Consider the following 23,983-nt stretch of genomic DNA (forward strand, 5'->3'; position numbering starts at 1 on the left):
TCCGCGAGCTGCTCGGCCCACCACTCGACGGCCTCGTCGTCCACCGCGAACGCGGCCGCGTCGTCCCAGCTCACCGGCTTCCCGGCGATCCTGGACCGGTAGGCGGCCGTCAGATCGGCCAGCAGCCGCCCGCCCGCCCAGTCGTCGCCGGCGATCCGGTGCAGGACCGTCACCAGCACGGTCTCCGTGGCACTGACCCGGAACACCGTGAAGCGCACCGGAACCCGGGTGGTCAGGTCGAATCCTTCGGCGGCCTCCGTGCACACGGCGGTCTCGTCGAAGTCGGCGACCGTCAGGGCCGGGCGCACGCTCTCCGGCGGCAGCACGGCTCCGGTCGGCTCGCCGTTGAGCTCCGGGAAGATCGTCCGCAGCTCGTCGTGGCGGGCGAGCACATCGTGCACCGCGCCGGTCAGCGCCTCGTGGTCGAGGTCGCCGGTGAGACGAACGGCGAACGGGACGTTGTGCGTCGGGGTCCGCTGCGCGAAGCGGTTGATGAACCAGAGCCGGCGCTGCGCGTGGGAGAGCTCCACCGGCCGCGTCTCGGCCGCTGGGGTGGTGTCGGGGAGCAGTGCCTCGATCTCAGCGACCAGCGCCTCGGGGGAGGGGGAGTCGAAGACGACCCGGATCGGCACGTTCACGCCGAAGGCGGTGCGGATCCGGCCGACCAGCCGGATCGCGAGTAGCGAGTGCCCGCCGAGCAGGAAGAAGTCGTCGTCGATGCCGACCTCGGGTTCGCCGAGGACGTCGGCGAACAGGCCGCAGAGGATCTCCTGATTGGGCGTCGAGGGTGCCTTGCGTGCCCCGCGCGCGACCACCGGCTCGGGCAGCGCGGCCCGGTTCACCTTGCCGTTCCTGGTCAGCGGCATCTCGTCGAGCAGGACGAAGGCGCTGGGCACCATGTGCTGGGGGAGCTGGTCCCCGAGGTACCGGCGCAGCGTCTCCGCGTCCGCGCCCTCGGTCACCGCGTAGGCCACCAGCCGGCGATCGCCGGGGCGGTCCTCGCGCACGATGACCGCGGCGTTCTGCACCGCGGGGTGGGAGCGGACTGCGGCCTCGACCTCGCCGAGCTCGATCCGGAAGCCGCGGATCTTGACCTGGTCGTCGGCGCGGCCGGCGAAGGCGAGTTCGCCGGAGTCGGTCCACCGGCCCAGGTCGCCAGTGCGGTACATCCGGCTTCCGGCCGGGCCGAACGGGTCGGCGACGAACCGCTCGGAGGTCAGGGCGGCACGGCCCAGGTAGCCGCGGGCCAGCCCGGGACCGGCGGCGTACATCTCGCCGACCGAGCCCACCGGCACCGGCCGCAGTGCCTGGTCGAGCACGTAGACGCGGTAGTTGTCGATCGGCCGACCGATCGGCGGGGTCTTGCCGTCCGCGGTGAGCGGGCCGTGCTGGGTCGCGAGGACGGTCACCTCGGTCGGGCCGTACTCGTTGAACATCCGGACGTGGGGCGCGATGGTGGCGACCGTCTCGGCCGGGAGCGCCTCGGCACCCGTCAGGAGCACGCGCAGCGTGTCGAGGCTCCCCTTCGGCATCGCCGCCAGCGGTGATGGCGGCAGGAGCACGTGGGTGATCCGACTCTCGGCGATCAGCTCAGCCAGGACCGGCCCGACGGTCAGCCGCTCCTCGGGCGCGACGACCAGCGTGGCACCGCTGAACAGCGCCATCGACAGGGCCCAGTAGGAGGCGTCGAAGCTGTGGGACGCGAAGTGCAGCACGCGGTCGCCGGGGCCCACCGGGAAGGAGCGGCGCTGCAGGGCCGCACCGTTGGCCAGACCCAGGTGGTTGATGACGACGCCCTTCGGGCGTCCGGTCGAGCCGGAGGTGTAGATGATGTACGCCGGGTTGAGCAGGTGCGGCGGCGAGGTGCGTTCGGCGTCGGTCAGCGGGTCGTCCGGCGCTGCTGCCAGCGCCTTCTGGACCTCGGGGGAGTCGATCAGCAGATGCCCGGCGTGCGTGGCCTCGGGCAGCAGCGGTGCGGCGCCGGTCGTGGTGATCACTGCCGTGGGGGCGGAGTCCTCGATGAGCAGGGCGATGCGTTCCTTCGGGTACGCGACGTCCACCGGGAGGTGGGCGGCCCCGGCCTTGGCGACGGCGAGCACCGACATGACGAACTCGATCGACCGCGGCAGGGCCAGCGCGACGACCTGCTCCGGCCCGATCCCCCGGGCCGCCAGCAGCCGCGCCATCTGGTTCGCCCGCGCGTCCAGCTCCGCGTACGTCAACAAGGTCGACTCGAACTCGATCGCCACGGCGTCCGGCGTGCGGGCGGCCTGGGCTTCGAAGAGCTCCGCGAGCGTGGCCGGCTCGACCGTTCGGTCGGTCTCGTTGTTCCGCACGAGGACCCGGTGCCGTTCGGCGGGGTCCAGCAGGTCGAGTCGTCCGACCAGCTGCTGCGGCTCGGTGACCAGGGCTTCCAGCAGCAGCCGGGCCCGGTCCAGCAGCGCGGCGGTCTCCTCGGCGGAGAACAGGTCGGGCTGGTAGCTGACCCGCAGGTGAAGCCGCTCGCCGGGCAGCGCGATCAGCGTGATCGGGAAGTGGCTGTAGTCCGTGCCGTCGGATCCGAGCACCTTCAGCCCGGTGCCGGGCAGGCTCTCGGCGTTGTGGTCGACCGGGAAGCTCTCGAACACGGTCACCGTGTCGAACAGTTCCGCCCCGCCGACCAGCTGCTGGATGGCGGCAAGCCCCAGGTGCTGGTGCGGCAGCAGCTCTGACTGCTCGGCCTGCAGCCGGGTCAGCAGGCCGATGAGGGGCTCGCTCGGATCGATCCGGACCCGCACCGGCAGGGTGTTGAGGAAGAGGCCGATCATGTTCTCGACGCCGGGCAGCTCCGGCGGCCGGCCGGAGACCGTGGCCCCGAAGACCACGTCGCCGCGGCCGGTGAGCTGGCCCAGCAGCAGCGCCCAGACCCCCTGGACCACAGTGTTCAGGGTGATGGAGTGACGGCGTGCCAGGTTCGTCAGCGCCGTGGTCAGCGAGCGACTCAGGTCGATCACGGCCCGCTCGGGCACCATCAGGGCGCGGCTGGACTTCACCGGCCGAACGATGGTCCCTTCGGCGAGGTCGTCGAGCGCCTGGCTCCACGCCAGCTCGGCTGCCGGCTTGTCCCGCTTGGCCAGCCAGGCGAGGAAGTTGCGGAACGGGGCCACCGCGGCCAGGCCGCTGTCGTCGGTGCCGCCGCGGGCGTACAGCGTGAACAGCTCGCTCAGCAGCAGCGGGATGGACCAGCCGTCCAGCAGGATGTGGTGGTGGGTGAAGAGCAGGCGGCATCGCTGGTCGCCGAGGCGGATCAGGGTGAAGCGCAGCAGCGGCGGGCGCCCGAGGTCGAACCGGCGGACCCGGTCCTCCTCGGTGATCCGCTCAGTCTCGGCTGCGCGCTCGGCCTCGTCGAGTCCGGAGAGGTCGTGCTCCGCCCACGGGATCGGCACCTCACGAAGCACCACCTGGACCGGCCTGGCGGAGTTCTGGTGCTGGAAAGCCGTACGGAGGTTGGGGTGACGGCGCAGCACGGTGGCCGCCGCCGCCCGGAACGCCTCGACGTTCAGGTCGCCTTCGAGGTCCACGCTCATCTGCGAGGTGTAGAGGTCGACGCCGCGGTCGTCGTAGAGGCTGTGGAAGAGCAGCCCCTCCTGCAAGGGAGTCAGCGGCAGGATTGCCTCAACTGCTGACGTGCTCATTCCGACACCCTCCAGTTTGCTTCGAACATCTTCAATTCGTCATCGGACAGTGACACCAGCGACAGGTCGATCGCCGTGTCGTCGGGGGCCGGTGGTTCGGCCGCTGCTTCATCGGCTGCCGGTTCGGCGTCATCGACCGCGGCCAAGGCCGCCATTGCCGCCGCCGTCTTGTGTCGGAAGACATCGCGTGCGGACACGACGACGCCTGCGGCCCGCAGCCGGCTGACGAGCTGGATCGAGATGATGCTGTCGCCGCCGAGGTCGAAGAAGTCGTCGTCGACCCCGACCGTGGGCAGAGCCAGGACCTCGGCCATGACCGCGCACACCCGCGCCTCCAGCTCGGTGCGTGGCGCCCGCCCGCTCGCCGCGCTGGAGAAGGTCGGCGCCGGCAGCGCGCGACGGTCCAGCTTGCCGTTGACCGTCATGGGCAGGGCGTCCAGCGGCACGAACGCCGCCGGCACCATGTACTCCGGCAGTCGCTTCTCCGTGAACGACCTCAACTCGGCGACCAGCGAACCGAGTTGGCGCGACCCAAGTGGGTTGCTGACGTGCGCTGCCGGCTCCAGCTGCGCGCTGGCCAGGTAGATCCCGGCGAGCGTCCCGTCGTCGACGCCGAACACCGCGTCCAGCCGTCCCGGCGCACCCGGTGCGTACGTCACCCGCACGCCCACCCCGCACCGGTCGGCCAGCTCGTGCAACTCCTCCGGGTCGATCCCGGCGGACAGTTCGAGCAGGGCCGCCACCTCGGCGACCGGGCGTCCGTCGGTCAGCGCTTCCGCCGCCGCCAGCTCACCGGCCACCCGGGCGTCCGGGATGCCGGTGACGCGGAGCGGATCGCCGTCGAGCGAGGCCAGCCGCTGCTCCACGTCCGCCAGATCCATGACGTCCACGCCGTAGCGCAGGACCGCCGCGCCGCTGACGTCGCGGGCCCCGGCCGGAGCCGTCCGCAGGACCACGTCGTAGCGGTGACGGGTCAACTCGTTGGCGCCCCGGCCCCGCTTGACCTGGACGTCCACGGCCTCGAACGCCGGGATCTGCCGGGCCGCCGCCGCGAAGTACTCCGGGTCGACCAGGAGTTCCTTCTCCATCATGATCGCCTGCTCGACGGCGCGGGACAGCGCCGCCTCGTTCTGCTGCTCCGTCCGCTGGTTCAGCCGGATCGCGGTCTGGAAGCCCCGCTGGGTCCGCAGGTTGCGCTGGTCGCCCAGGAAGACGGCGCCTCCCGGAACCAGCAACTGCGACAGCGAGCCGAGCAGGTCGGTCAGGTAGGCGGCGTTGGGGAAGTACTGCGCGACCGAGTTGATGACCACGGTGTCGAAGAACTGCTCGGGCAGGCCCTCCAGTTCGTGCGCCGCGCTCACCCTCAGCTGCACCCGCTCGGCGAGGTCGGGTTGCGCCGCGACCTGCCTGCGCAGGACCCCGATGGCTTCGGTGGAGAAGTCGACGCCCCAGTACGCCTCGACCTGCGGAGCCACCTTCGACAGCAGCAGACCGCTGCCGACACCGATCTCCAGGACCCGGCGCGGTCGCAGCCCGAGGATGCGGGCGACCGTGGCGTCCCGCCACTCGCGCATCTCTTCCAGCGGGATGTCGTCGCCGGTGTAGCTGCTGGTCCAGCCGCTGAAGTCCTCGCCGAACTCCTCCGGCCGCTCCGCGCCGTACATCAGCTCGTACACCTGCTGCCACTGGTCGACCTGCTCGTCCGCGGTGCCGGCTTCCGCCGGGGAGGCGTCCGTGCTGGGCACCACGTACGCCACCAGCTGCGGATCGTCGGCGCGATCGGTGCGGACCACCACCACGGCCTCGTCCACTCCGGGGTGACGGCGCAGCGTCTCCTCGATCTCGCCCGTCTCGATGCGGTAGCCGCGGACCTTGACCTGGTCGTCGACCCGGCCGACGAACTCCTGGTTGCCGTCAGGGAGCCAGCGGACCAGGTCGCCGGTGCGGTACATCCGCTCGCCCGGCGCGCCGAACGGGTCGGCGACGAAACGCCCCGCCGTCAGGGCGCCCTGGTTGAGGTAGCCGCGGGCCAGCAGCCCGCCGGCGATGTACAGCTCGCCCGGCACACCCACCGGAACGGGCTGCAGATGGGCGTCCAGCACGTACATGCGGGTGTTCCACGCGGGCGGGCCGAGGACGACCACGCCGGGACCGGGGTCCTCGCCGGGTGCGATGCGGTGGACGCTGCAGCCGACGGTGGTCTCGGTCGGGCCGTACTCGTTGTACACGGTGGCCTGCGGGTTCCGAGCGCGCCAGCCCGCCAGGGCGGCACCGGTCAGTGCCTCGCCGCCGGTCACCAGGTCCCCGGTGGGGGAGAACTCCGGCGGCAGCGCGTCGAGCAGCCGCAGGTGGGTGGGCGTCGCCTTGACGAAGGACAGCGGGTCGGCCGCCAGCGCCTCTTCAGTGCGCCGGTCCTCCTCCATCGGCGCCACGTGCAGGCGCCCACCGGAGATCAGCGGCCCGAACAGCGCGGTGACCGTGAGGTCGAAGGAGATCGGCGAGTGGAGCAGCGCCGTCCCGCCGCCGAGCGCGGGATAGACGTCCGCCGCCCAGGCCAGGTACTGCAGGACGGAGGCGTGGTTGACCAGTACGCCCTTGGGGCGCCCGGTGGAGCCGGAGGTGTAGATGACGTAGGCGATGTTGCCCTGGCGCAGTGCCACCGTCCGCTCCTGGTCGGACAGGTCGTGGTCCGGCCGCTCGGCCAGCGCCGCCGCCGTCTCGGCCGCGTCCAGCCACAGGCGGGGCCGGGTGTCGTCCGCGGGAAGCTGGGCGGCGCCCTGGGCCGTGCAGAGCACGAGTGCGGGGTCCGCGTCGCCGAGTACGTAGCCGATCCGCTCCGCGGGGTGGCGCGGGTCGAGCGGCAGGTAGCCGGCGCCGGCCTTGAGCACCGCGAGCACCGCGAGCACCTGCTCGACGGAGGCGGGCAGCGCGATCGCCACCAGGCTCTCCGGCCCGACCCCGCGCTCGACGAGCAGCCGGGCGAGCCGGTTGGCCCGCGCGTTGAGGGTGGCGTAGTCCAGCGTGCCGTCCGTGCCGGTCAGCGCGGTGGCCTCCGGGGTCCGCGCGGCCTGCTCCTCGAAGCGGCTGACCAGGGTGCCGGTCGGGGCGGGGCGCGCGGTGTCGTTCCACTCGACGACCACGCGGCCGTGCTCCTCCTCGTCCATGATCGCGAGGGTGTCCAGGCGGCGGTCCGGATCCTCGACGGCGCTCGCCAGCAGCCGGATCAGCCGCTGGACGAAGACCTCGACGGTCCGCGTGTCGTAGAGGTCGGTGGCGAACTCCACGGAGCCGTTCATACCGGCCGGGAGACCGTCCGCGTCGTGCGTCTCGGTGAAGCCGAACATGAGGTCGAAACGGGCGACCTTCATGCCGACGAACTCCTCGCGGCTCTCCACCTCGGGCAGCGCCAGGACGGGCGTGGCGTCGTTCTGCAGACCGAAGGCGATCTGGAACAGCGGGTGGCGGGACGGGTCCCGCTCCGGCTTGATGGCGTCCACCAGCCGCTCGAACGGCATGTCCTGGTTGGAGTAGGCGTCCAGGTCCGTCCGGCGCACCCGGTCCAGCAGCTCCCGGAAGGTCGGGTTCCCCGAGGTGTCGTTGCGCAGCACCAGGGTGTTGACGAAGAAACCGACCATGTCCTCGACGGTCTCGTCGGAGCGGCCCGCGACGGGGCTGCCCAGCGGCAGGTCGGTGCCCGCCCCAAGCCGGGTCAGCAGCGCCGAGAGACCGGCCTGGAGCACCATGAACACGGTGACCCCGCACTGGCGCGCCAGCTCCGTCAGCCCGGTGTGAGTCGTGTCGTCCACGTGGAAGACGACGTCGTCGCCGTGGTAGCTGGGCACCGGGGGCCGCGGTCGGTCGGTCGGCAGCGTGAGCTGCTCCGGAACGCCGTCCAGGGCCTGTGTCCAGAACCGGAGTTGACGGGCGAACGGGCTGTCCGGGCCAGCCTGCTCGTCCAGCAGTTCGTGCTGCCAGAGCGTGTAGTCGCCGTACTGGACCGGCAGCGCCTCCCAGGCCGGCTCCTGCCCGTGCAGCCGTGCCGTGTAGGCGGTGGTGATGTCCTGGCACAGCGGCCCCATCGACCAGCCGTCACCGGCGATGTGGTGGATCACGATGACCAGGACGTGCGTCTCGGCGTCCAGTCGCAGCAGCTCGACGCGCAGCGGCGGGTCGACCTCCAGGTCGAAGAGCCGACGGGCCGCCGCGGTCATCGCGGCCTCGACCCCGTCCTCGGCCACGGCGGTGACCGGCAGATCGACCCGGACCTGGTCGGGCTCCAGGATCCGCTGCCACGGCACGCCCGCCTCGTCGGGGAAGACCGTGCGCAGGGCCTCGTGCCGGGCCACCACGTCGGCCACCGCGGAGCGCAGCGCGGCGGTATCCAGCGGGCCGGAGAGCCGCATCGCGATCGGCATGTTGTACGTGGCGCTGCTGCCCTCGTACCGGTCGATGAACCAGAGGCGCCGCTGGGCGTGCGACAACGGGAGGCGTTCCGGCCGCAGCCTCGGCAGCAGCGGCGGACGGCCCGCGGTCGCGCGGTCGAACCACTCGGCCACGCCGGCGACGGTCGGGTTGTCGAACAGCACCCGGACCGGCAGCTCCGCCCCGAAGGTGGTGCGGATGCGGCTGGCCAGTCGGCTGGCCAGCAGGGAGTGGCCGCCCAGCGCGAAGAAGTCGTCGTCGACCCCGACCTCGGGCAGACCGAGCACGTCGCAGAACAGGGTGCACAGCACCTGCTCGGTCATGGTCCGGGCGGGCCGCCCGACCGTCGTCGGCGCCTGCGGCGCGGGCAGCGCGGCCCGGTCCAGCTTGCCGTTGGGCGTCATCGGCCATTCCGTGAGGACCACGAAGGCCTGCGGAACCATGTAGTCGGGCAGGGCCGCCCCGGCCGTGGCGATGACCGCGTCCAGGTCGAGGTCCGGGCCGTCGGCGGCCAGCAGGTAGGCGACCAGACGAGGGTCGCCCGGCTGGTCCTCGCGGACCGTCACCAGCGCCTCGGCCACGCCCGCGGCCCGGGCCAGCACGGTCTCGATCTCCGCCGGTTCGATCCGGAAGCCGCGGAGCTTGACCTGGTGGTCGGCCCGGCCGAGGAAGTCCAGCTCGCCGTCGGCGCGCCAGCGCGCCAGGTCACCGGTGCGGTACATGCGGGCGCCGGGCGGACCGAAGGGGTCGGCCACGAACCGCTCGGCCGTCAGGCCGGCGCGCTTCCAGTAGCCGCGGGCCAGCGGCAGACCGCTGATGTAGACCTCGCCCGCGATGCCCACCGGGGCGGGGCGGAGCGCGGAGTCCAGCACCCGCACGTGGGTGTGCGGGATCGGGGTGCCGATGGTGGGGCGGCCGGTGTCGAGCGCACCGCTGACGGTCGCGCAGACCGTGGTCTCGGTCGGCCCGTACGCGTTGATCATGGTGCGGCCCGGGGCCCAGCGGTCGACGAGTTCGGCCGGGGTGGCCTCGCCCGCCACGACGAGCGCCTCGAGGCTCGGCAGGTCCTCGTCCCCGACCGCCCCGAGCGGGGTCGGCGGGATGGTGGCGTGGGTGATCCCGTGCTCGGCGACCAGTTCGGCGAGCGCCGGGCCCGGCATCAGCCGGTGCGCGGGCGCCAGTACCAGCGTGGCGCCGGTCAGCAGCCCCATGCAGATCTCCCAGACCGACGCGTCGAAGCTCGGCGAGGCGAACTGCAGGACCCGCTTGCCGGGTCCGGCCCCGAGCCTGTCCGCGTGCAGGTCGGCCAGGGCGGCCAGCGCCGCGTGCGTGACGACGACGCCCTTCGGACGGCCGGTCGAGCCGGAGGTGTAGATCATGTACGCGGCACCCGCGACGCCCGGAGTGCCGATGCGATCGGTCTCGCGAAGGTCGCCGTCGGGCTCGGCGGCCAGTGCGGAGACGACGTCGGCGTCATCGAGCCGCAGCTGCGGGAGGCCGACCACCGGGGCCACCGCGTCCGCGGTCGCGCTCGACGTGACGGCGAGCACCGGCTGCGCGTCCGAGAGCATGAACTCGATCCGGTCCTGCGGGTACTCCGGGTCGACCGGCAGGTAGGCGCCGCCGGCCTTCGCCACCGCGAGGACCGCGACGATCCAGGACAGGGACCTGGGCAGGACCACCGCCACGAAACGCTCGGGCCCGACGCCGCTCGCGACCAGCCGGCGGGCGAGCCGGTTGGCGTGCCGGTTGAGCTCCTCGTAGCTGAGCGTCTGGTCCTCCCAGCGCACCGCCGGAGCCTGCGGCGCCATGGCGACCATCCGCTCGAACAGCTCGGCGAGGTGGCCGGCCGTCACTGGCACGGTGCCGCCGGACGCGAAGTGGCGCAGCTCGTCACGCTCGCCCTCGGCGAGCAGGTCGAGCCGGCCCACCGGACGTTCCGGCTGGGCGGCGAACGCGGACACCGCCAGGGCCAGCCGCTCCAGCATCGCCCGTGCCGCCGCCTCGTCCAGCAGGTCGGGCTGGTAGGTGATGCGCAGTTCCATGCGGTCCCCGGGGAACGCGTGGAAGACGAACGGGTAGTGGCTGGCGTCGGTGCTCTCGGCGGCCGTCACCTCCAGGGCGGCCTCGCCGAGGTCGGGCAGGGCCTGCTGCAGCGGGAAGTTCTGGAAGGAGATGACGGTGTCGAACAGCTCACGCTGGGACGCCGCCCGCTGGATGTCGGCCAGCCCGAGGTGGTGGTGGTCGAGCAGCGCCGACTGACGCTCCTGCAGCAGCTTCGCCGTCTCCAGCAGGGTCTGATCGGGGCGGATCGTCGCCCGCACCGGGATGGTGTTGATGAACATGCCGAGCATGTCCTCGATCCCGGGCAGCTCGGCCGGGCGACCGGAGACGGTCGTGCCGAACACGACGTCCGTCCGTCCGGTGAGCCGGGCGATCAGCACCGCGAGCGCCGACTGCACCACCGTGTTGAGGGTGAGGCCGTACTGACGCGCGGTGGCGGTCAGCGCCGCCGTCGCCTCCTCGGACAGCTCGGTGGTCAGGCGCGACGGCACCACGACCTCCCGCGAGAGCCTGGCCGGCGCCAGCAGGGTGGGACCGTCCAGGTCGGCCAGCTCGCGGCTCCAGGCCAGTTCCGCGGCGTCCCGGTCCTGGCGGCCCAGCCACGCGAGGTAGTCCCGGTAGGTGTACGGGAGTCGGGGAGTGCGCTCACCGCCGGCGTACAGCTCGAACAGCTCGGCGAAGAGCATCGGCATCGACCAGCCGTCCACCAGCATGTGGTGGTTGGTGAACAGCAGCTGATGGTGGTCGGCGCCGAGGCGCACGACGGTGAACCTGAGCAGCGGTGCGTTGCCGAGGTCGAAGCGGTGGCCCCGCTCCTGCTCGACGAGCCCGCGCAGTCGCTCGGCACGGTCCTCCGGTTCGAGTCCGGAGAGGTCGACGTGCGTCCACGGAAGCTCCACGGATGCCACGACGACGGCGACGGTGTCCCGCAGCCCCTCCTGGCGGAACTCGGTCCGCAGGTTGGGGTGTCGGACCACCAGCTCGTCCCAGGCGACGCGCAGCCGGGCCACGTCCAGTGGCCCGCGCACGTCCAGGGTCAACAGCGAGGTGTAGAGGTCCAGCTCGCCCTCGCTCGCCAGGCTCTGGAACATCAGTCCCTGCTGCAACGGGGCCAGCGGCAGGACGTCGACCAGCGCGGGCTGGGCGGCCTCAAGCAGCTCCACCTCACGCATGGACAGCGACACGAGCGGGAAGTCGGACGGGGTCCGGCCGCCGGCCGCCGGGTCCGCGGCGTGGGCGGTGAGCGCGTCGACCGACCGCAGCCAGGCCTGGGAGAGCTGCTCGATCTCCTGCTCGGAGACGAGTTCACCGGCCCACGTCCAGGTCGCGACCAGCACCGGGCCCTCGGGGCGGTCCTCGGTGACCAGCGTCAGGTCGACGGCGTGCTCCAGGGGCATCTGCGGGTCGGCCCCGCCGATCAGACCGGTCGTGCCGACCGGCGCCCAGTCCCGGCCGGCGTCCCCGCCGGAGAACCGGCCCAGGTAGTTGAAGCCCCACTCGGCGGACGGCAGTTCCGCCAGGGCCGGGGCGGTACCCGGGTTGAGGTACCGCAGGAGGCCGTAGCCGGCCCCGTTGCCGGGCAGCGCGTTGATCTGCTCCTTGACCCGCTTGACCGCCTGGCCGACGGACGGACCGCCGAGGGAGACGTCGCCCCAGTCCAGCGGGCCGGGGTCGACCCGGAGCGGGTGCTGCTCGGTGAACCAGCCGACCGTCCGGGAGAGGTCGGCGCCGTCGACGAGGTCGTGCCGGCCGTGGCTTTCCACGTCCACCAGCGGGCCCTCCGCCGGCTGGCCCCGGTGGCGGCGCCAGTCGGCGACGGCCAGGGCGAAGCCGGCCAACAGGATCTCGGTCACGCCGGTGGAGAAGGCCGCGGGCAGGGTGGTGAGCAGCGGCACGGTCTGCGCCGAGGAGACGGACACGGTGAGGGTACGGGCGGTCGCGGCCACGTCCCGTGCCGGGTCCAGCGCGCGGTCGGCCACGGCAGGGCCGCCGGCGCGCAGCAGGTCCATCCACAGCGGCAGCTCCCGCTCGCGCTCCGGGGTCCGGGCCAGCTCCGCCAGTTGCGTGGCCCACGACCGCAGCGACGTTCCCACCGGGGGAAGCTGCGGCTCGCGGCCGGCTTCCAGCGCCTCCCAGACGATGCCCAGGTCCTCCAGCAGGATCCGCCAGGACACCCCGTCGACGGCCAGGTGGTGGATGCTCAGCAGCAGCCTCCCGGCGTGGGCGGGGCCCGCGTCAAACCACACCGCGTCGAGCATCGTCCCGGCCGTCGGTTCCAGGCGTGCCTGGGACCGCGGGAGTTCGGCCCGGAGCACGGCGTCGAAGGCCTCGTCGCGCGGCGCGTCGACCGCGGTACGCGACAGGAGGGCGTCGGCGCGGACCAGGCCCCGTTCCCGGACGGTCAGCTTCCAGCCGCCGTCGCTCACGTCCAGCCGCAGGCGCAGCGCGTCGTGGTGGTCCACCACCGTCTGCAGCGTCGCTGCCAGCCGGTCCGCCGCGGCGTCGGCCGGCAGGGACAGGACGAAGGCCTGGTGGAAGCCGTCGACCGGACCGCCCAGCTCGTGCTGCGCGTGGACGATCGGGGTCAGCGGCACCTCGCCGACCGCGGCCGGGTCGTGGGTCGTCCCGCGGTCGGTGACCGCCGTCGCCCCGGCCGCCAGCGCTGCCACGGTGCGACGCGTGAAGACGTCGCGGGGGCTGATCTCCAGTCCGGCGCGGCGGGCGCGGCTGACCAACTGGATGGAGATGATGCTGTCGCCGCCGAGCGCGAAGAAGTCATCGTCGACCCCCACCGCGGGCAGGCCCAGCACCTCCTGGAACAGCTCGCACAGGGTGTGCTCGGCCGGGGTGCCCGCCGACCGCGAGGACACCGCGGCCGTGAAGTCGGGTGCGGGCAGCGAGGCGACGTCGAGCTTGCCGTTCACGGTGAGCGGCAGTTCCGCGATCGGCACCACCGCGGCCGGGACCATGTACTCGGGCAGGGCCCGGGCCAGGTGGGCACGCAGCTCCACCGGGTCCACCGCCTCGGTCGCTCCGACGACGTAGGCCACCAGTCGGGTCACCGCGGCGTCGGTCCGGGCCACCACCGCGGCCCGGGACACCGCGGGGTGCGCGGTCAGGGCCTGCTCGATCTCGCCGAGTTCGATGCGGTAGCCGCGGATCTTCACCTGCTCGTCCGCACGTCCGAGGAACTCGATCCGCCCCTGCTCGGACCAGCGCACGACGTCACCGGTGCGGTACATGCGCCCGCCCGAGCCGAACGGGTCGGCGACGAAGCGCTCCGCGGTCAGCGCCGGCCGGCCGGCGTAGCCGCGGGCCACCTGCGGCCCGGCGAGGTACAGCTCGCCGGGCGCGCCCGGCGCCACCGGCTGGAGCGCGTCGTTGAGCACGTACGCCCGCCCGTTGCGCAGCGGGCCGCCGATCACGGGCTGCTCCGAGCCGCTCAGCGGGTACGACAGGGCGTCGATCGTGTACTCGGTCGGGCCGTAGAAGTTGTGGCTCGCCGTCGTACGGGCGGCGCGCAGACGGGCCCAGAGGTCCGGGCCGAGCGCCTCACCACCGAGCATGAGCACCGCGGGCGCCGTGTCGGCGTCGTCGAGGAGCCCGGCGTCCAGCAGCTGGGCGCAGTAGGACGGGGTGACGTCGAGGAAGTCGACCCGCTGCGCCGCGACGTAGGACACCAGGGCCCGGGGATCGCGCCGCACGTCGTCGTCGATGACGTGGAGCTCATGGCCGGCGAGCATCCAGAGGACGCCGTCGAAGGACGTGTCGAACGACATCGACGCCGTCATGGCGGCGCGGAAGCGCCGTCCGCCCGCGGCCGCCACGGCCGGCTCGAAGAGGTCGTGCCGGTGAGCCGTGAACAGGTTCATCAGGCTGCGGTGCTCGACCCCGACGCCCTTGGGCACACCGGTGGAGCCGGAGGTGTGGATGAGGTAGGCCAGGTTCTCCGGACGCGCCGCGGCACCCGGCTCCTCCGGAGCGCGGTCGTGCGCGGGGAGCGCGGCGAGCTCGGCGACGGTCGCCGCCTCGTCCACGAGCAGGAGGGACGCGCCGGACAGCGCCGGGGCGAGGCCGGCGGCCAGGTCGCGGGTGGTCACCACGACGGCCGGGGCGGTGTCGTCGATCGCGAAGCGGATCCGCTCGGCGGGGAGCCCCGGGTCGATCGGCAGGTAGGCCCCGCCGGCCTTCAGGACCGCGAACATCGCGACGATCGTGTCGGTGCCGCGCGGCATCAGGAGACCGGCCGTCCGCTCCGGTCCGACCCCGCGGCCGGTCAGTAGACGGGCGAGCCGGTTGGCCCGGGCGTTGAGCTCCGCGTAGGTCAGCGTGTCGTCGCCGCCGACCAGCGCCGTGAGGTCCGGGGTCCGTGCGGCGTGCTCCTCCAGCAGTCCGACGACGGTGCCCGCGGCCACCGGGGCGGCCGCGCCGCGTCCCCGGCCGAGGACCGCGGCGCGGGCGGCCGGGTCCAGCAGCCGGACCCGGCCGACCGGCTGCTCCAGGTCGTCGGCGAACTGCTCCAGGACGTGCACCAGGCCCGCCGCGACGGCCCGCACCTGTTCGGTCGTGATCAGGTCGGTGCGGTGTCCCAGCCGCAGGCGCAGCGACTCGCCCATCATCACGGCGATGCTCAGCGGGTAGTGGGTGTCGTCCCGGCCGTCGATGCCCACGACCCGCAGGCCGCCGTCGGCGGTCTTCAGTGACTCTGGCTCGAACGGGTAGTTCTCGATCACCAGCAGGGTGTCGAACAGCTCGCCGACGCCGCCCAGGCGCTGCACCTCGGCCAGCGGCAGGTGCTGGTGGCCGGTCAGCTCCGCCTGCTCGCCCTGAAGGCGTGCGAGCAGCCCGCGGACGGGCTCGGCGCCGCTGAAGCGGGCGCGGACCGGCAGGGTGTTGATGAACAGGCCCACCATCGACTCGATGCCGTCGACCTCGGCCGGGCGGCCGGCGACGGTGCCGCCGAAGAGCACGTCCTGAGTCCCGGTCAGACCGCCCAGCAGGACCGCCCAGGCGCCCTGCACGAGGGTGCCGAGGGTGATCCCGTGCCGTCGGCCGGCGCGCTCCAGCGCGCCGGTGAGCGGGGCGCCGAGATCCACCGCGAGTTCGGTGATGTCGCCGCCGACGGGCTGGGCGTCGCGGGTGGCGAGCCGGGTCGGGCCCGGCAGGTCGGCCAGCGCCGCGCGCCAGGCCTTCTCGGCCGCGGCGCGGTCCTGGTCGCGCAGCCATTCGGCGTACGCGTGGTAGCCGACGGCCGGCGGCAGCGCGGCGGTGTCGGAGTCCGCGGCGTACCCGGCGAGGATCTCGCGCAGCAGCAGCGGAACCGACCAGCCGTCCAGGAGCAGGTGGTGGTGGCTGAAGACGAGACTGTGCCGGTCCGTCGCGGTCCGCACCAGGATGAAGTGGAACAGCGGGGGCCGACGGGGGGTGAAGCGCGGCTGGTCGGCCATGACGCGGTCCAGCTCGGCGGCGAGGGCCTCCTCGTCCAGGTCGCTCAGGTCCAGCTCCTGCCACGGCACGGTGAACGCGCGGGGCACGAATTGCACCGGGGCGCCCGACCCGTCGTGCCAGAAGCCCGCCCGCAGCTGGGGGTGGCGGCGCAGTGAGGCCTCCACGGCCCGGCGCAGCCGCGCGGGGTCGACCGGACCCTCCAGCTCGAAGCGGAACTGCACGGTGTAGGCGTCCGGCTGCTGGGTGTCGTACTCGGCGTGGAACAGCAGGCCCTGCTGCAGCGGGGCGAGCGGCAGCACGTCGGCCAGCGGGCCGGCCTCGGCCGCGAGAGCGTCGAGCCTGCTCTGCGTCAGCGCTGCCAGCGGGACGTCCGCGGCGGTGATGCCGCCGCTGTCGGGCCGGTCGGCGTGCGCGGCGAAGCCCTCCAGTGCCTCACGCCAGCGCAGGGTCAGTGCGGTCACGGCCTCCTCGGTCAGCACGCCCTGCGGCCAGGACAGCACTGCGGTCAGCTCCGGTCCCTCGGCCCGCTCGTGCGCCAGCACGTTGACCTGCAGGGCGTGGCTGACCGGCATCGACGGGTCCTCGGCGCCGGTGAACCCCTCCAGGCCCGGCAGCGGGGTCCACGCCTGGGAGGTGTCGGCGGTGCCGAACCGTCCGAGGTAGTTGAAGAGGATCTGCGGGGCGCGGCCGTCCGTGTCGCCCAGCAGGGTCCGCGGCGGTGCCAGGTGGCGCAGGATGCCGTACCCGATTCCGGCGTCCGGGACGGCCCGCAGCTCCTCCTTGACCTGCCGCAGCGCCAGCCCGGCGGCCGGGCCGCCGGCGGCGAGCTCGGCGAAGTCCAGCGAGGCGAGGTCGAAGCGGGCGGGGAACAGGGTGGTCAGCCAGCCCACGGTGCGGGTCAGGTCGACGTCGTCCTCGACGGCCTCCCGGCCGTGGCCTTCCAGGTCGAGCAGCACCGTCGGCTGCGATTCGCGGCCCAGGTCCTGCCGCCACTGCGCGACGGCGGCGGCGAAACCGGCCAGCAGGACGTCGCGGACGCCGGTGTGGAAGGCGGCCGGGACGGTGGTCAGCGTCGCGGTGGTCAGGTCGGCGGGCAGGGTGAGCGTCAACTGGCTCTGCGTCCCCGCGAGGTCGAGGGCGGCGTCCAGCGGGCGGTCGCCCAGCAGCGGGTCGTCGGCGCTCAGGACCTCACGCCAGTACGGCAGTTCGGCTTCCCGGGCGCCGGAGTCGGCCTGCGTGGTGAGCAGGCCGGCGAAGCGGCGCAGGGAGGTGCCGACCGGTGCGGGACGCGGGTCGCGTCCCTCGCGCACGGCCTGCCATGCCGCCGCGAGGTCGGGCAGCAGGATGCGCCAGGAGACGCCGTCGACCACCAGGTGGTGCAGGACGAGCAGCATCCGGCCGGGCCGGTCCGGGCCGGCGTCGAACCACACGGCCTGCAGCATCACGCCGTCGAGGGGCGCCAGACGGCGGACCGCGGCCTGCGACTCGCGCTCGGTCGGGTCGTCGGTCGCGTCGTCGCCGAGCACGACGTGCCGCAGGCAGTCGGCCGCCGACACCGCGCCGCGGGGCGCGACGTCCAGCCGCCAGGGGGCGTCACCGATCGCCAGCAGCCGCGCGCGCAGGGCGTCGTGGCCGTCGAGGAGCGCCTGGAGAGCCGCGGTCAGATCGTCGGCACCGGCCCCGGCCGGGGTGGTGAAGGTCATCGCCTGGTGGTACTGGTCGATCTGCCCGCCCCGCTCCTGGAGCCAGCGGATCACCGGGGTGGCGGGAAGTTCACCGGTGTCGGGCTCGTGGTCGGTGGCCTGGGCCGGGTTGTGGTCGGACGCCGCGGCCAGCGCCTCGACGGTGCGGCTCTGGAAGACGTCGCGGGTGGTGAACCGGAGGCCGGCCCGCCGGGCGGCGCCGACCAGCTGGATCGACAGGATGCTGTCGCCGCCCAGGGCGAAGAAGTCGTCGTCGATGCCGACCCGCGGAAGGTTCAGCAGCTCGGCGACGAGGTCGCACAGCAGCGACTCCTGGGCGGTGCGCGGTGCCCGTCCGGACACTCCGGCGCTCAGGTCCGGTGCGGGCAGTGCCGCCCGGTCGATCTTGCCGTTCACCGTCAGCGGCATCGCCGGGACGGGCACGAAGGCGCTCGGCACCATGTAGTTCGGCAGGGCCGCGGCGGCGAGCCGGCGCAGCTCCGCGAGGTCGAACGGCTCGTCGGTGGCCGGCACGACGTAGGCCACCAGCGTGGTCTCGCCGGGCCCGTCCGAGCGGGCGAGGACGGTGACCTGGGTGGTGCCCGGGAGGTCGCTGAGTACAGCTTCGATCTCGCCCAGCTCGATCCGGAAGCCACGGATCTTCACCTGGTCGTCGGCGCGGCCGACGTATTCGAGCGAGCCGTCCTCCTGCCGCCGGGCGAGGTCGCCGGTACGGTACATCCGCTGGCCGGCCGCGGCGAAGGGCGCGGCCACGAACCGGCTGGCCGTCAGCCCGGGGAGCCCCAGGTAGCCGCGGGCCAGACCCGCGCCGACCACGTAGAGCTCGCCTACGACCCCGGCGGGCACCGGCTGGAGCGCCTGGTCCAGGACGAGCAGGCCCAGGTCGTTCAGCGGGCCGCCGATGAGGCTGCCGCAGGCGCGGGCGGAGAGGGTGCGGTCGAGCGCGAGGTGGCTGACGTGGACCGTGGTCTCGGTGATCCCGTACATGTTGACCAGCACGGGGGCGTCGTCGGCGCGGTGGTCGTACCAGGCCGCCAGTCGGCCCAGGTCCAGGGCTTCGCCGCCGAAGACCACGTAGCGCAGGTCCAGCGGCCGGTCGGGGTGTTCCCGGTCGGCCTGGACGAGCTGGTGGAACGCCGAGGGGGTCTGGTTCAGGACGGTGACGTGCTCCTCGGCCAGCAGCGCGAGGAAGTCCTCGGGGGAGCGCGACACGTCGAACGGCACCACCACGAGCCGGCCGCCGTGCAGGAGCGGGCCCCAGATCTCCCAGATCGAGAAGTCGAAGGCGAAGGAGTGGAACATCGTCCACACGTCCATCGGCCCGAAGTCGAAGTGCTCGGCGGCGGCGGTGAACAGGCGCAGTACGTTGCGGTGGCTGACCACGACGCCCTTGGGGCGTCCGGTGGAGCCGGAGGTGTAGATGACGTACGCGGCGTTGTCCGGCGTCAGCCCGTCGACCACCGGGTCGGTGGACGGCTCCTCGGCCAGGGCGGCCAGGACCTCGGGTGCGTCCACGACCAGCTGGGGCACGGCGGACCGCTGGTCCGCGCCGGCCGGACCGTCCGCGTCGCCGACGGTCACCAGCATTGCGGGGCGCGCGTCGTCCAGCATGAACGCCAACCGGTCGGCCGGCGCCGCGGGGTCCATCGGAACGTAGGCGGCGCCGGTCTTGAGGACGGCCAGGACCGCGACGACGAGGTCCAACGAACGCGGCAGGGCCAGGGCGACGTAGCGCTCCGGGCCCGCGCCCCGGCGGATCAGGTGGTGGGCCAGCCGGTTGGCCCGGGCGTTCAGTTCGTCATAGGTCAGCGTGGTGCCGGCGTACGTCAGCGCCGGGGCGTCCGGCGCCCGTCGGGCCTGCCGCGAGAACAGACCGGTCAGGGTCGCGTCCGGCCCCGGAATCCGCGCGGCGGGGAAGGCGGTGCTGCCGGCCGCCGGAGCGAGGGCCTGTTCGGCGGGGGTGAGGATCTCCAGCCGGCCGAGCGGAAGGTCGCCGCCGGCCGAGGCGAGCTGCTCGAAGACCAGACCCAGGCGCCGCTGGTGCGCGGCGACCTCGTCCGCCCGGTACCGGTCGGCGTTGCCGTCGACGTCGATGCGCAGCTCGGTGCCCTCGGCCTGGGTGTACACCACGACCGAGAGGTCGTCGGTCGGCCCGATCGACAGGTTGTGGACGGTGACGGGGTGGCCGTCGAAGGTCAGCTCGGCTCCGAAGGCCATGACGTTGACCTGGGGACCGACCAGGACGTTGTCCCGGCCGCTGCCGCCGTGCTCGCGGCGCAGGTCCTCGTAGCGGTAGCGCTGGTGCCGCATGACCTCGCGCAGGCGTCCCGAGACGTGGCGCAGCGCCTCGTCGACCGTCATGCCGGAGCGCAGCGACAGCCGCAGCGGCAGCACGTTGGACACCATGCCGGGCGTCTGCAGGGCGGTCCGGCCCAGCCGGGTCGTCACCGGTATGCCGAGCGTGACCTCGTCGGTGCCGGCGATGCGCTGCAGATAGAGCGCCACCGCGGTGAAGACGGCCACCGGCCAGGCCACCGCGGCCTCGCGGGCCGCGCCGCGCAGCCCGTCCAGCTCGGTCGCGCCCAGGGCCATGGTGTGCCGCACCTTGGTGCGCGGCAGGGCCGGCGGTTTGGTGGCGAGCGACGCCGGCGTGGGCGCGTCCGCGAGCTCCAGGGCCCAGAACGCGCGGTCGGTCTCGAACTGCTCCGACGCCCGGTAGGCGGCGTCCGCCTCGATCAGCTCCGCGAGCGGCAGGAACGGCGCGGCGACCTCCTGGTCCGCGTTCGCCGCCGCGGTGTAGAGCTCGGACACGCGCCGGGCGACCGCGGAGACCGTGAAGCCGTCCGCCACCAGGTGGTGGTAGTGGTGGAACCACAGGAAGCGGTTCTGCTCCACGGCGAACAGCACACAGCCGAAGAGCGGGTCGCTTCCCGGGTCGAGGGGGGTGCCCAGCACCCGCCACATCTCCTGCTCGGCCGCGGCCAGCGGATCGGACTCGTGGCACAGGTCCACCACGGAGAGGGTCCAGTCGGCCGCCGGTTCGACGATCTGCCGGGGGCCGTCCGGTCCCGCGATCACACGCGCGCGGAGCGTCTGCGCCTCGTCCAGGGTCTGCCGGATCGCCAGTTCCAGTCGTCGGGCGTCGACCGGGCCGGCGATCTCCAGGTACTCGCCACCTTGGTAGGCCGTGCTGAAGGGGTCGAGCTGCTGTGCATGCCAGATTCCCAACTGCGCAGCAGTGAGCGGAAGTTCATGCCTCGAACGGTCGGCCACATCTCCGCTCGCGGTGCGCTTCGAGGTCTCGCTAGGCACGGTACGTCCCCTTCTGCAATGAACAAGATGATGAGAGAGCCCAAACGGGAACCGGGCGACGCGCCCAGCCGGGCGGCTGGGCGACGTCGCGTCCGGTTCCGGCGGCGGCGCTTAGATCCGGCGCCCGTACGCGCGGACGGCCAGCGGCACGAACACCGCGAACACCACTCCACACGCCAGTACCGTTGACAGCAGGTGCGAGCCGGCTCCGGACGTCGGGCCAGTCAGCAGGCCCCGGAGGGAGTCGGTCAGCAGCGATACGGGGTTGATCTTGGACCAGGCCTGGAGCCAACCCGGCAGGGTGCCGGTGCCGACCAGGGTGTTGCTGCCGAACGCCATCGGGAACAGCAGCATCATCACGAGCATGTTGACCGACTCGGGCTTCTTCGAGACCAGACCGATCGTCAGGGCGATCCAGGAGAAGGCGAACGACACCAGAAGGACCAGCAGGACGGCCGCGAGGACGGAGAACGGGTTGGTGTGGACCCGGAACCCGACGCAGAATCCGAAGGTCAGGATGACGATCGTGGAGGCCGCCTGCCGGGGCAGATCGCCGATGATGTGCGCGACCAGCGGCGCGGACCGGGCGATGGGCAGGCTTCGGAAGCGGTCGAAGATGCCCTTGTCGATGTCGCTGTTGATCCCCTGCCCCACGTTGACCACCATGAAGGCCGCGTTCTGGGCCAGCATCCCCGGCAGCAGGAACTGGAGGTAGTCCGACTGGCTACCGGAGACCGCGCCGCCGAACAGGACCATGAAGATCACCATCATGATGATGGGCTGCAGGGCGCTGAACACCACGAGCTGCGGTGCGCTCCGGAGCTTGGTCAGGTTGCGGCCCGCGAGGATCAGCGTGTGGCTCAGCAGGCCGCCACGGGTCGCGTTCGTCAGCGGTGCGGACTGAACGCTCGGATCGGTGACGCTCATCGACGATTCCCTTCAACGGCTCCGGCCGGCACGGCCTCGGGGGTGGCCTGGGACGCACCGCGGCCGGTCAGGGTGAAGAAGACCTCGTCGAGCGTCGCCTGGCGCAGCGCCAGTTCGACGAACGGCACCTCGGCGTCCTCCAGTTGCTGGGCCAGCAGGCGCAGCGACTTCGCGTCGCCGGCCGGGGCGCCGATCAGGCCGGTGTCCTGGTCCACGGTCGCCTCCGCTCCGCTGATCACCGTGAGGTAGTCGGCCACCTCGGTGCAGCGGGCCGGGTCCAGCACCCGGACCTCCAGCGTGAGGCCGCCGACCTGGGACTTCAGCTCGGTCGGGGTGCCGGTGGCGGCCACCCGGCCCTGGTTCAGGACCACCAGGTCGTTGGCCAGCTGGTCGGCCTCCTCCAGGTACTGCGTGGTGAGCAGGACCGTGACGCCGTCCTTGACGAGTTCGCGCACGAGCGACCAGACCTCGCTGCGGCTGCGCGGGTCGAGACCGGTGGTCGGCTCGTCGAGGAAGAGCACGCGCGGGCGGCCGACCAGGCTCGCGGCCACGTCCAGCCGACGCCGCATGCCGCCGGAGTACGTCTTGGCCATCCGCCGGGCCGCCGCCTCCAGTTGGAACCGCTCGATCAGCTCCGTGGCGCGGGCCCGGGCCGCCGCGCGGGACAGCCCCAGCAGCCGCCCGATCAGCTCCAGGTTCTGCTGGCCGGTCAGCTCGTCGTCCACCGCCGCGTACTGGCCGGTGAGGCCGATCGCCGCGCGGACCCGGTCCGGCTCGGCGGTGACGTCGTGGCCGGCGATCCAGGCGCGCCCCTCGTCCGGGCGCAGCAGGGTCGAGAGGATTCGGACCGTGGTCGTCTTGCCGGAGCCGTTCGGGCCCAGCAGCCCCAGGACGGTGCCGGCCCGGGCGGTGAAGTCGATCGCGGACAGCGCCTGGGTGCCGGCGTAGGACTTGGTCAGGCCTTCGACGCGGATGGTCTCCACGGCAGCGCCCCTTTCTCTTTGGTTTCCGACCCTCACCGGCTGGCGGACGGCCGCGCTTCCGGGTGGGACAGCAGGGACTGCTGAGCCTCCTGCTCGCTCTGCCGGGTCTGTTCGTGGTGCAGTTCGACCGCCTCGTAGAGCGCCTTGATGTTGCCGCTGCCGAAGGTCCGGGCACCGGCTCGCTCGATGACCTCGAAGAAGTAGGTGCCGCGCGGGTGGGTGGACCGGGCGAAGACCTGGAACAGCTGTCCCTCGTGGTCCTCGTCGACCAGCAGGTTCAGGGCGCGCAGCTCGTCCACCGAGTGCCGGGAGACCTCGATGCGGTCCGCCAGGAGCTCGTAGTACGTCCCGGGGGTGGACAGGAAATCCACTCCGCGCCGCACCAGTTCACCGACGGAGGCGACGATGTCCTCGGTCGCCATGGCGACGTGCTGGACGCCGGCGCCGCCGTGGTTCTTCAGGAACGAGTCGATCTGCCCCGGATCGCGGCTCAGGTCCGGCTCGATGACGGTGAGGGTGACCAGGCCGGACGCGCTCTGCACCACCTTCGAGTTCATCGCCTGGGTGCCGACGACGATGCGCTCCTCGAAGATCATGGCGAAGTCGAGGACGTCGCAGTAGAAGCCGACGACCTGGTCGAGCTGTCCCGCCTCGACACAGATCGCGAAGTGGTCGACCTTGCGCAGTCCCAGTTCCGCCGAGGCCTGGAGGTCCGTCTGCGGGAGGAACCCGGGCAGCGCGTGCCGCGCGGCACCGGCCGGACGCTGCACGAAGGTGTGCACCACGTCCCCGAACGCCATGATCGAGGCGAGGACGAAGCCGTCCCGCTCCACCGGCTCCGCCACCGGGCTGGCTCCGCGCCGGACCGCCTCGTGGAACGCGGCGCGGGCATCGTCGGTGCCCAGCGCGATGTCGGCCACGCCCTCGCCGTGCTGCTCCAGGTAGGCGGAGCCGGGGTGATCCTCCGTCATCGGCTCGGTCAGTACGAACAGGATGTCGGAGGACGCCAGCGTGTAGGAGTGGGCCGTCCCCGGAACGCGGGCGGAGCCGACCGGGCACAGGCCGTAATTCCCGGCCAACGCCTCAGCCTTCGAGGCGATATCGCTTACATAGACTTGAATGTGGTCAACGGTAAGGCCCGTGAAACACCTGGTCTTGTGGTCCGCGCTCACTGAGAACCCACTCCTAGTCGTCTGGGTGGTTCATTTCACCGATCAGCCGTGGCCATGCTGGCCGGTCGGTCTCCCCGGCTTCCAGCCCACATCGAAGAATCGAGTGTGGTAGCGGATCTGCCGCCGAGTTGGGCCACTTCGGTAAGGCCCGATGATGCAGGAGTTCGTGACGGGGATTCCGTCGGGTGGCAGGTTGCTGCAGTGGCCGCCCCGGACGGAGAGGACCGCCGTCGGTGACGCTGCCGAGTCGTCAGGCCTCCCGGACGTCCTGGTCAGCA

Annotated in this window: 5 protein-coding genes (1 of these 5 running past the window's edge); all 5 read right to left on the reverse strand. The window is 72.7% G+C overall.

Annotated features, from left to right (window positions below; all coding sequences use genetic code 11):
• Positions 1–3,674 carry the start of a non-ribosomal peptide synthase/polyketide synthase gene (locus tag ACWC9T_RS10245; protein WP_449820605.1) on the reverse strand. It extends 17,614 nt beyond the left edge of the window, so 3,674 of the gene's 21,288 nt are visible here — the first part of the coding sequence; it begins with the start codon at positions 3,672–3,674; the stop codon falls past the left edge of the window.
• Entirely contained in the window at positions 3,671–20,623 is a 16,953-nt protein-coding gene (locus tag ACWC9T_RS10250) for an amino acid adenylation domain-containing protein (RefSeq protein WP_449820606.1), read from the reverse strand. Before ACWC9T_RS10250 ends, ACWC9T_RS10245 begins: the two co-directional genes overlap by 4 nt.
• Before the next feature lie 111 nt (positions 20,624–20,734).
• Positions 20,735–21,550 carry an ABC transporter permease gene (locus ACWC9T_RS10255; RefSeq protein WP_449820607.1) on the reverse strand — a complete coding sequence of 272 codons (816 nt, stop codon included), beginning with the start codon at positions 21,548–21,550 and terminating at the stop codon, positions 20,735–20,737.
• Entirely contained in the window at positions 21,547–22,533 is a 987-nt protein-coding gene (locus tag ACWC9T_RS10260; protein ID WP_449820608.1) for an ATP-binding cassette domain-containing protein, read from the reverse strand. The genes ACWC9T_RS10255 and ACWC9T_RS10260 overlap by 4 nt, the downstream gene beginning before the upstream one ends.
• Positions 22,534–22,565: 32 nt before the next feature.
• Positions 22,566–23,705, reverse strand: coding sequence for a 4-hydroxyphenylpyruvate dioxygenase (gene hppD, locus ACWC9T_RS10265; RefSeq protein ID WP_449820609.1), 1,140 nt, complete (start codon positions 23,703–23,705; stop codon positions 22,566–22,568).
• Between the last annotated feature and the right edge of the window lie 278 nt (positions 23,706–23,983).

This window comes from Kitasatospora sp. NPDC001159, from assembly GCF_053598235.1.

Coding starts and splice junctions, on each gene's coding strand:
- ACWC9T_RS10255 (WP_449820607.1), bottom strand. CDS start 21,550: ATGAGCGTCACCGATCCGAGCGTTCAGTCCGCACCGCTGACGAACGCG.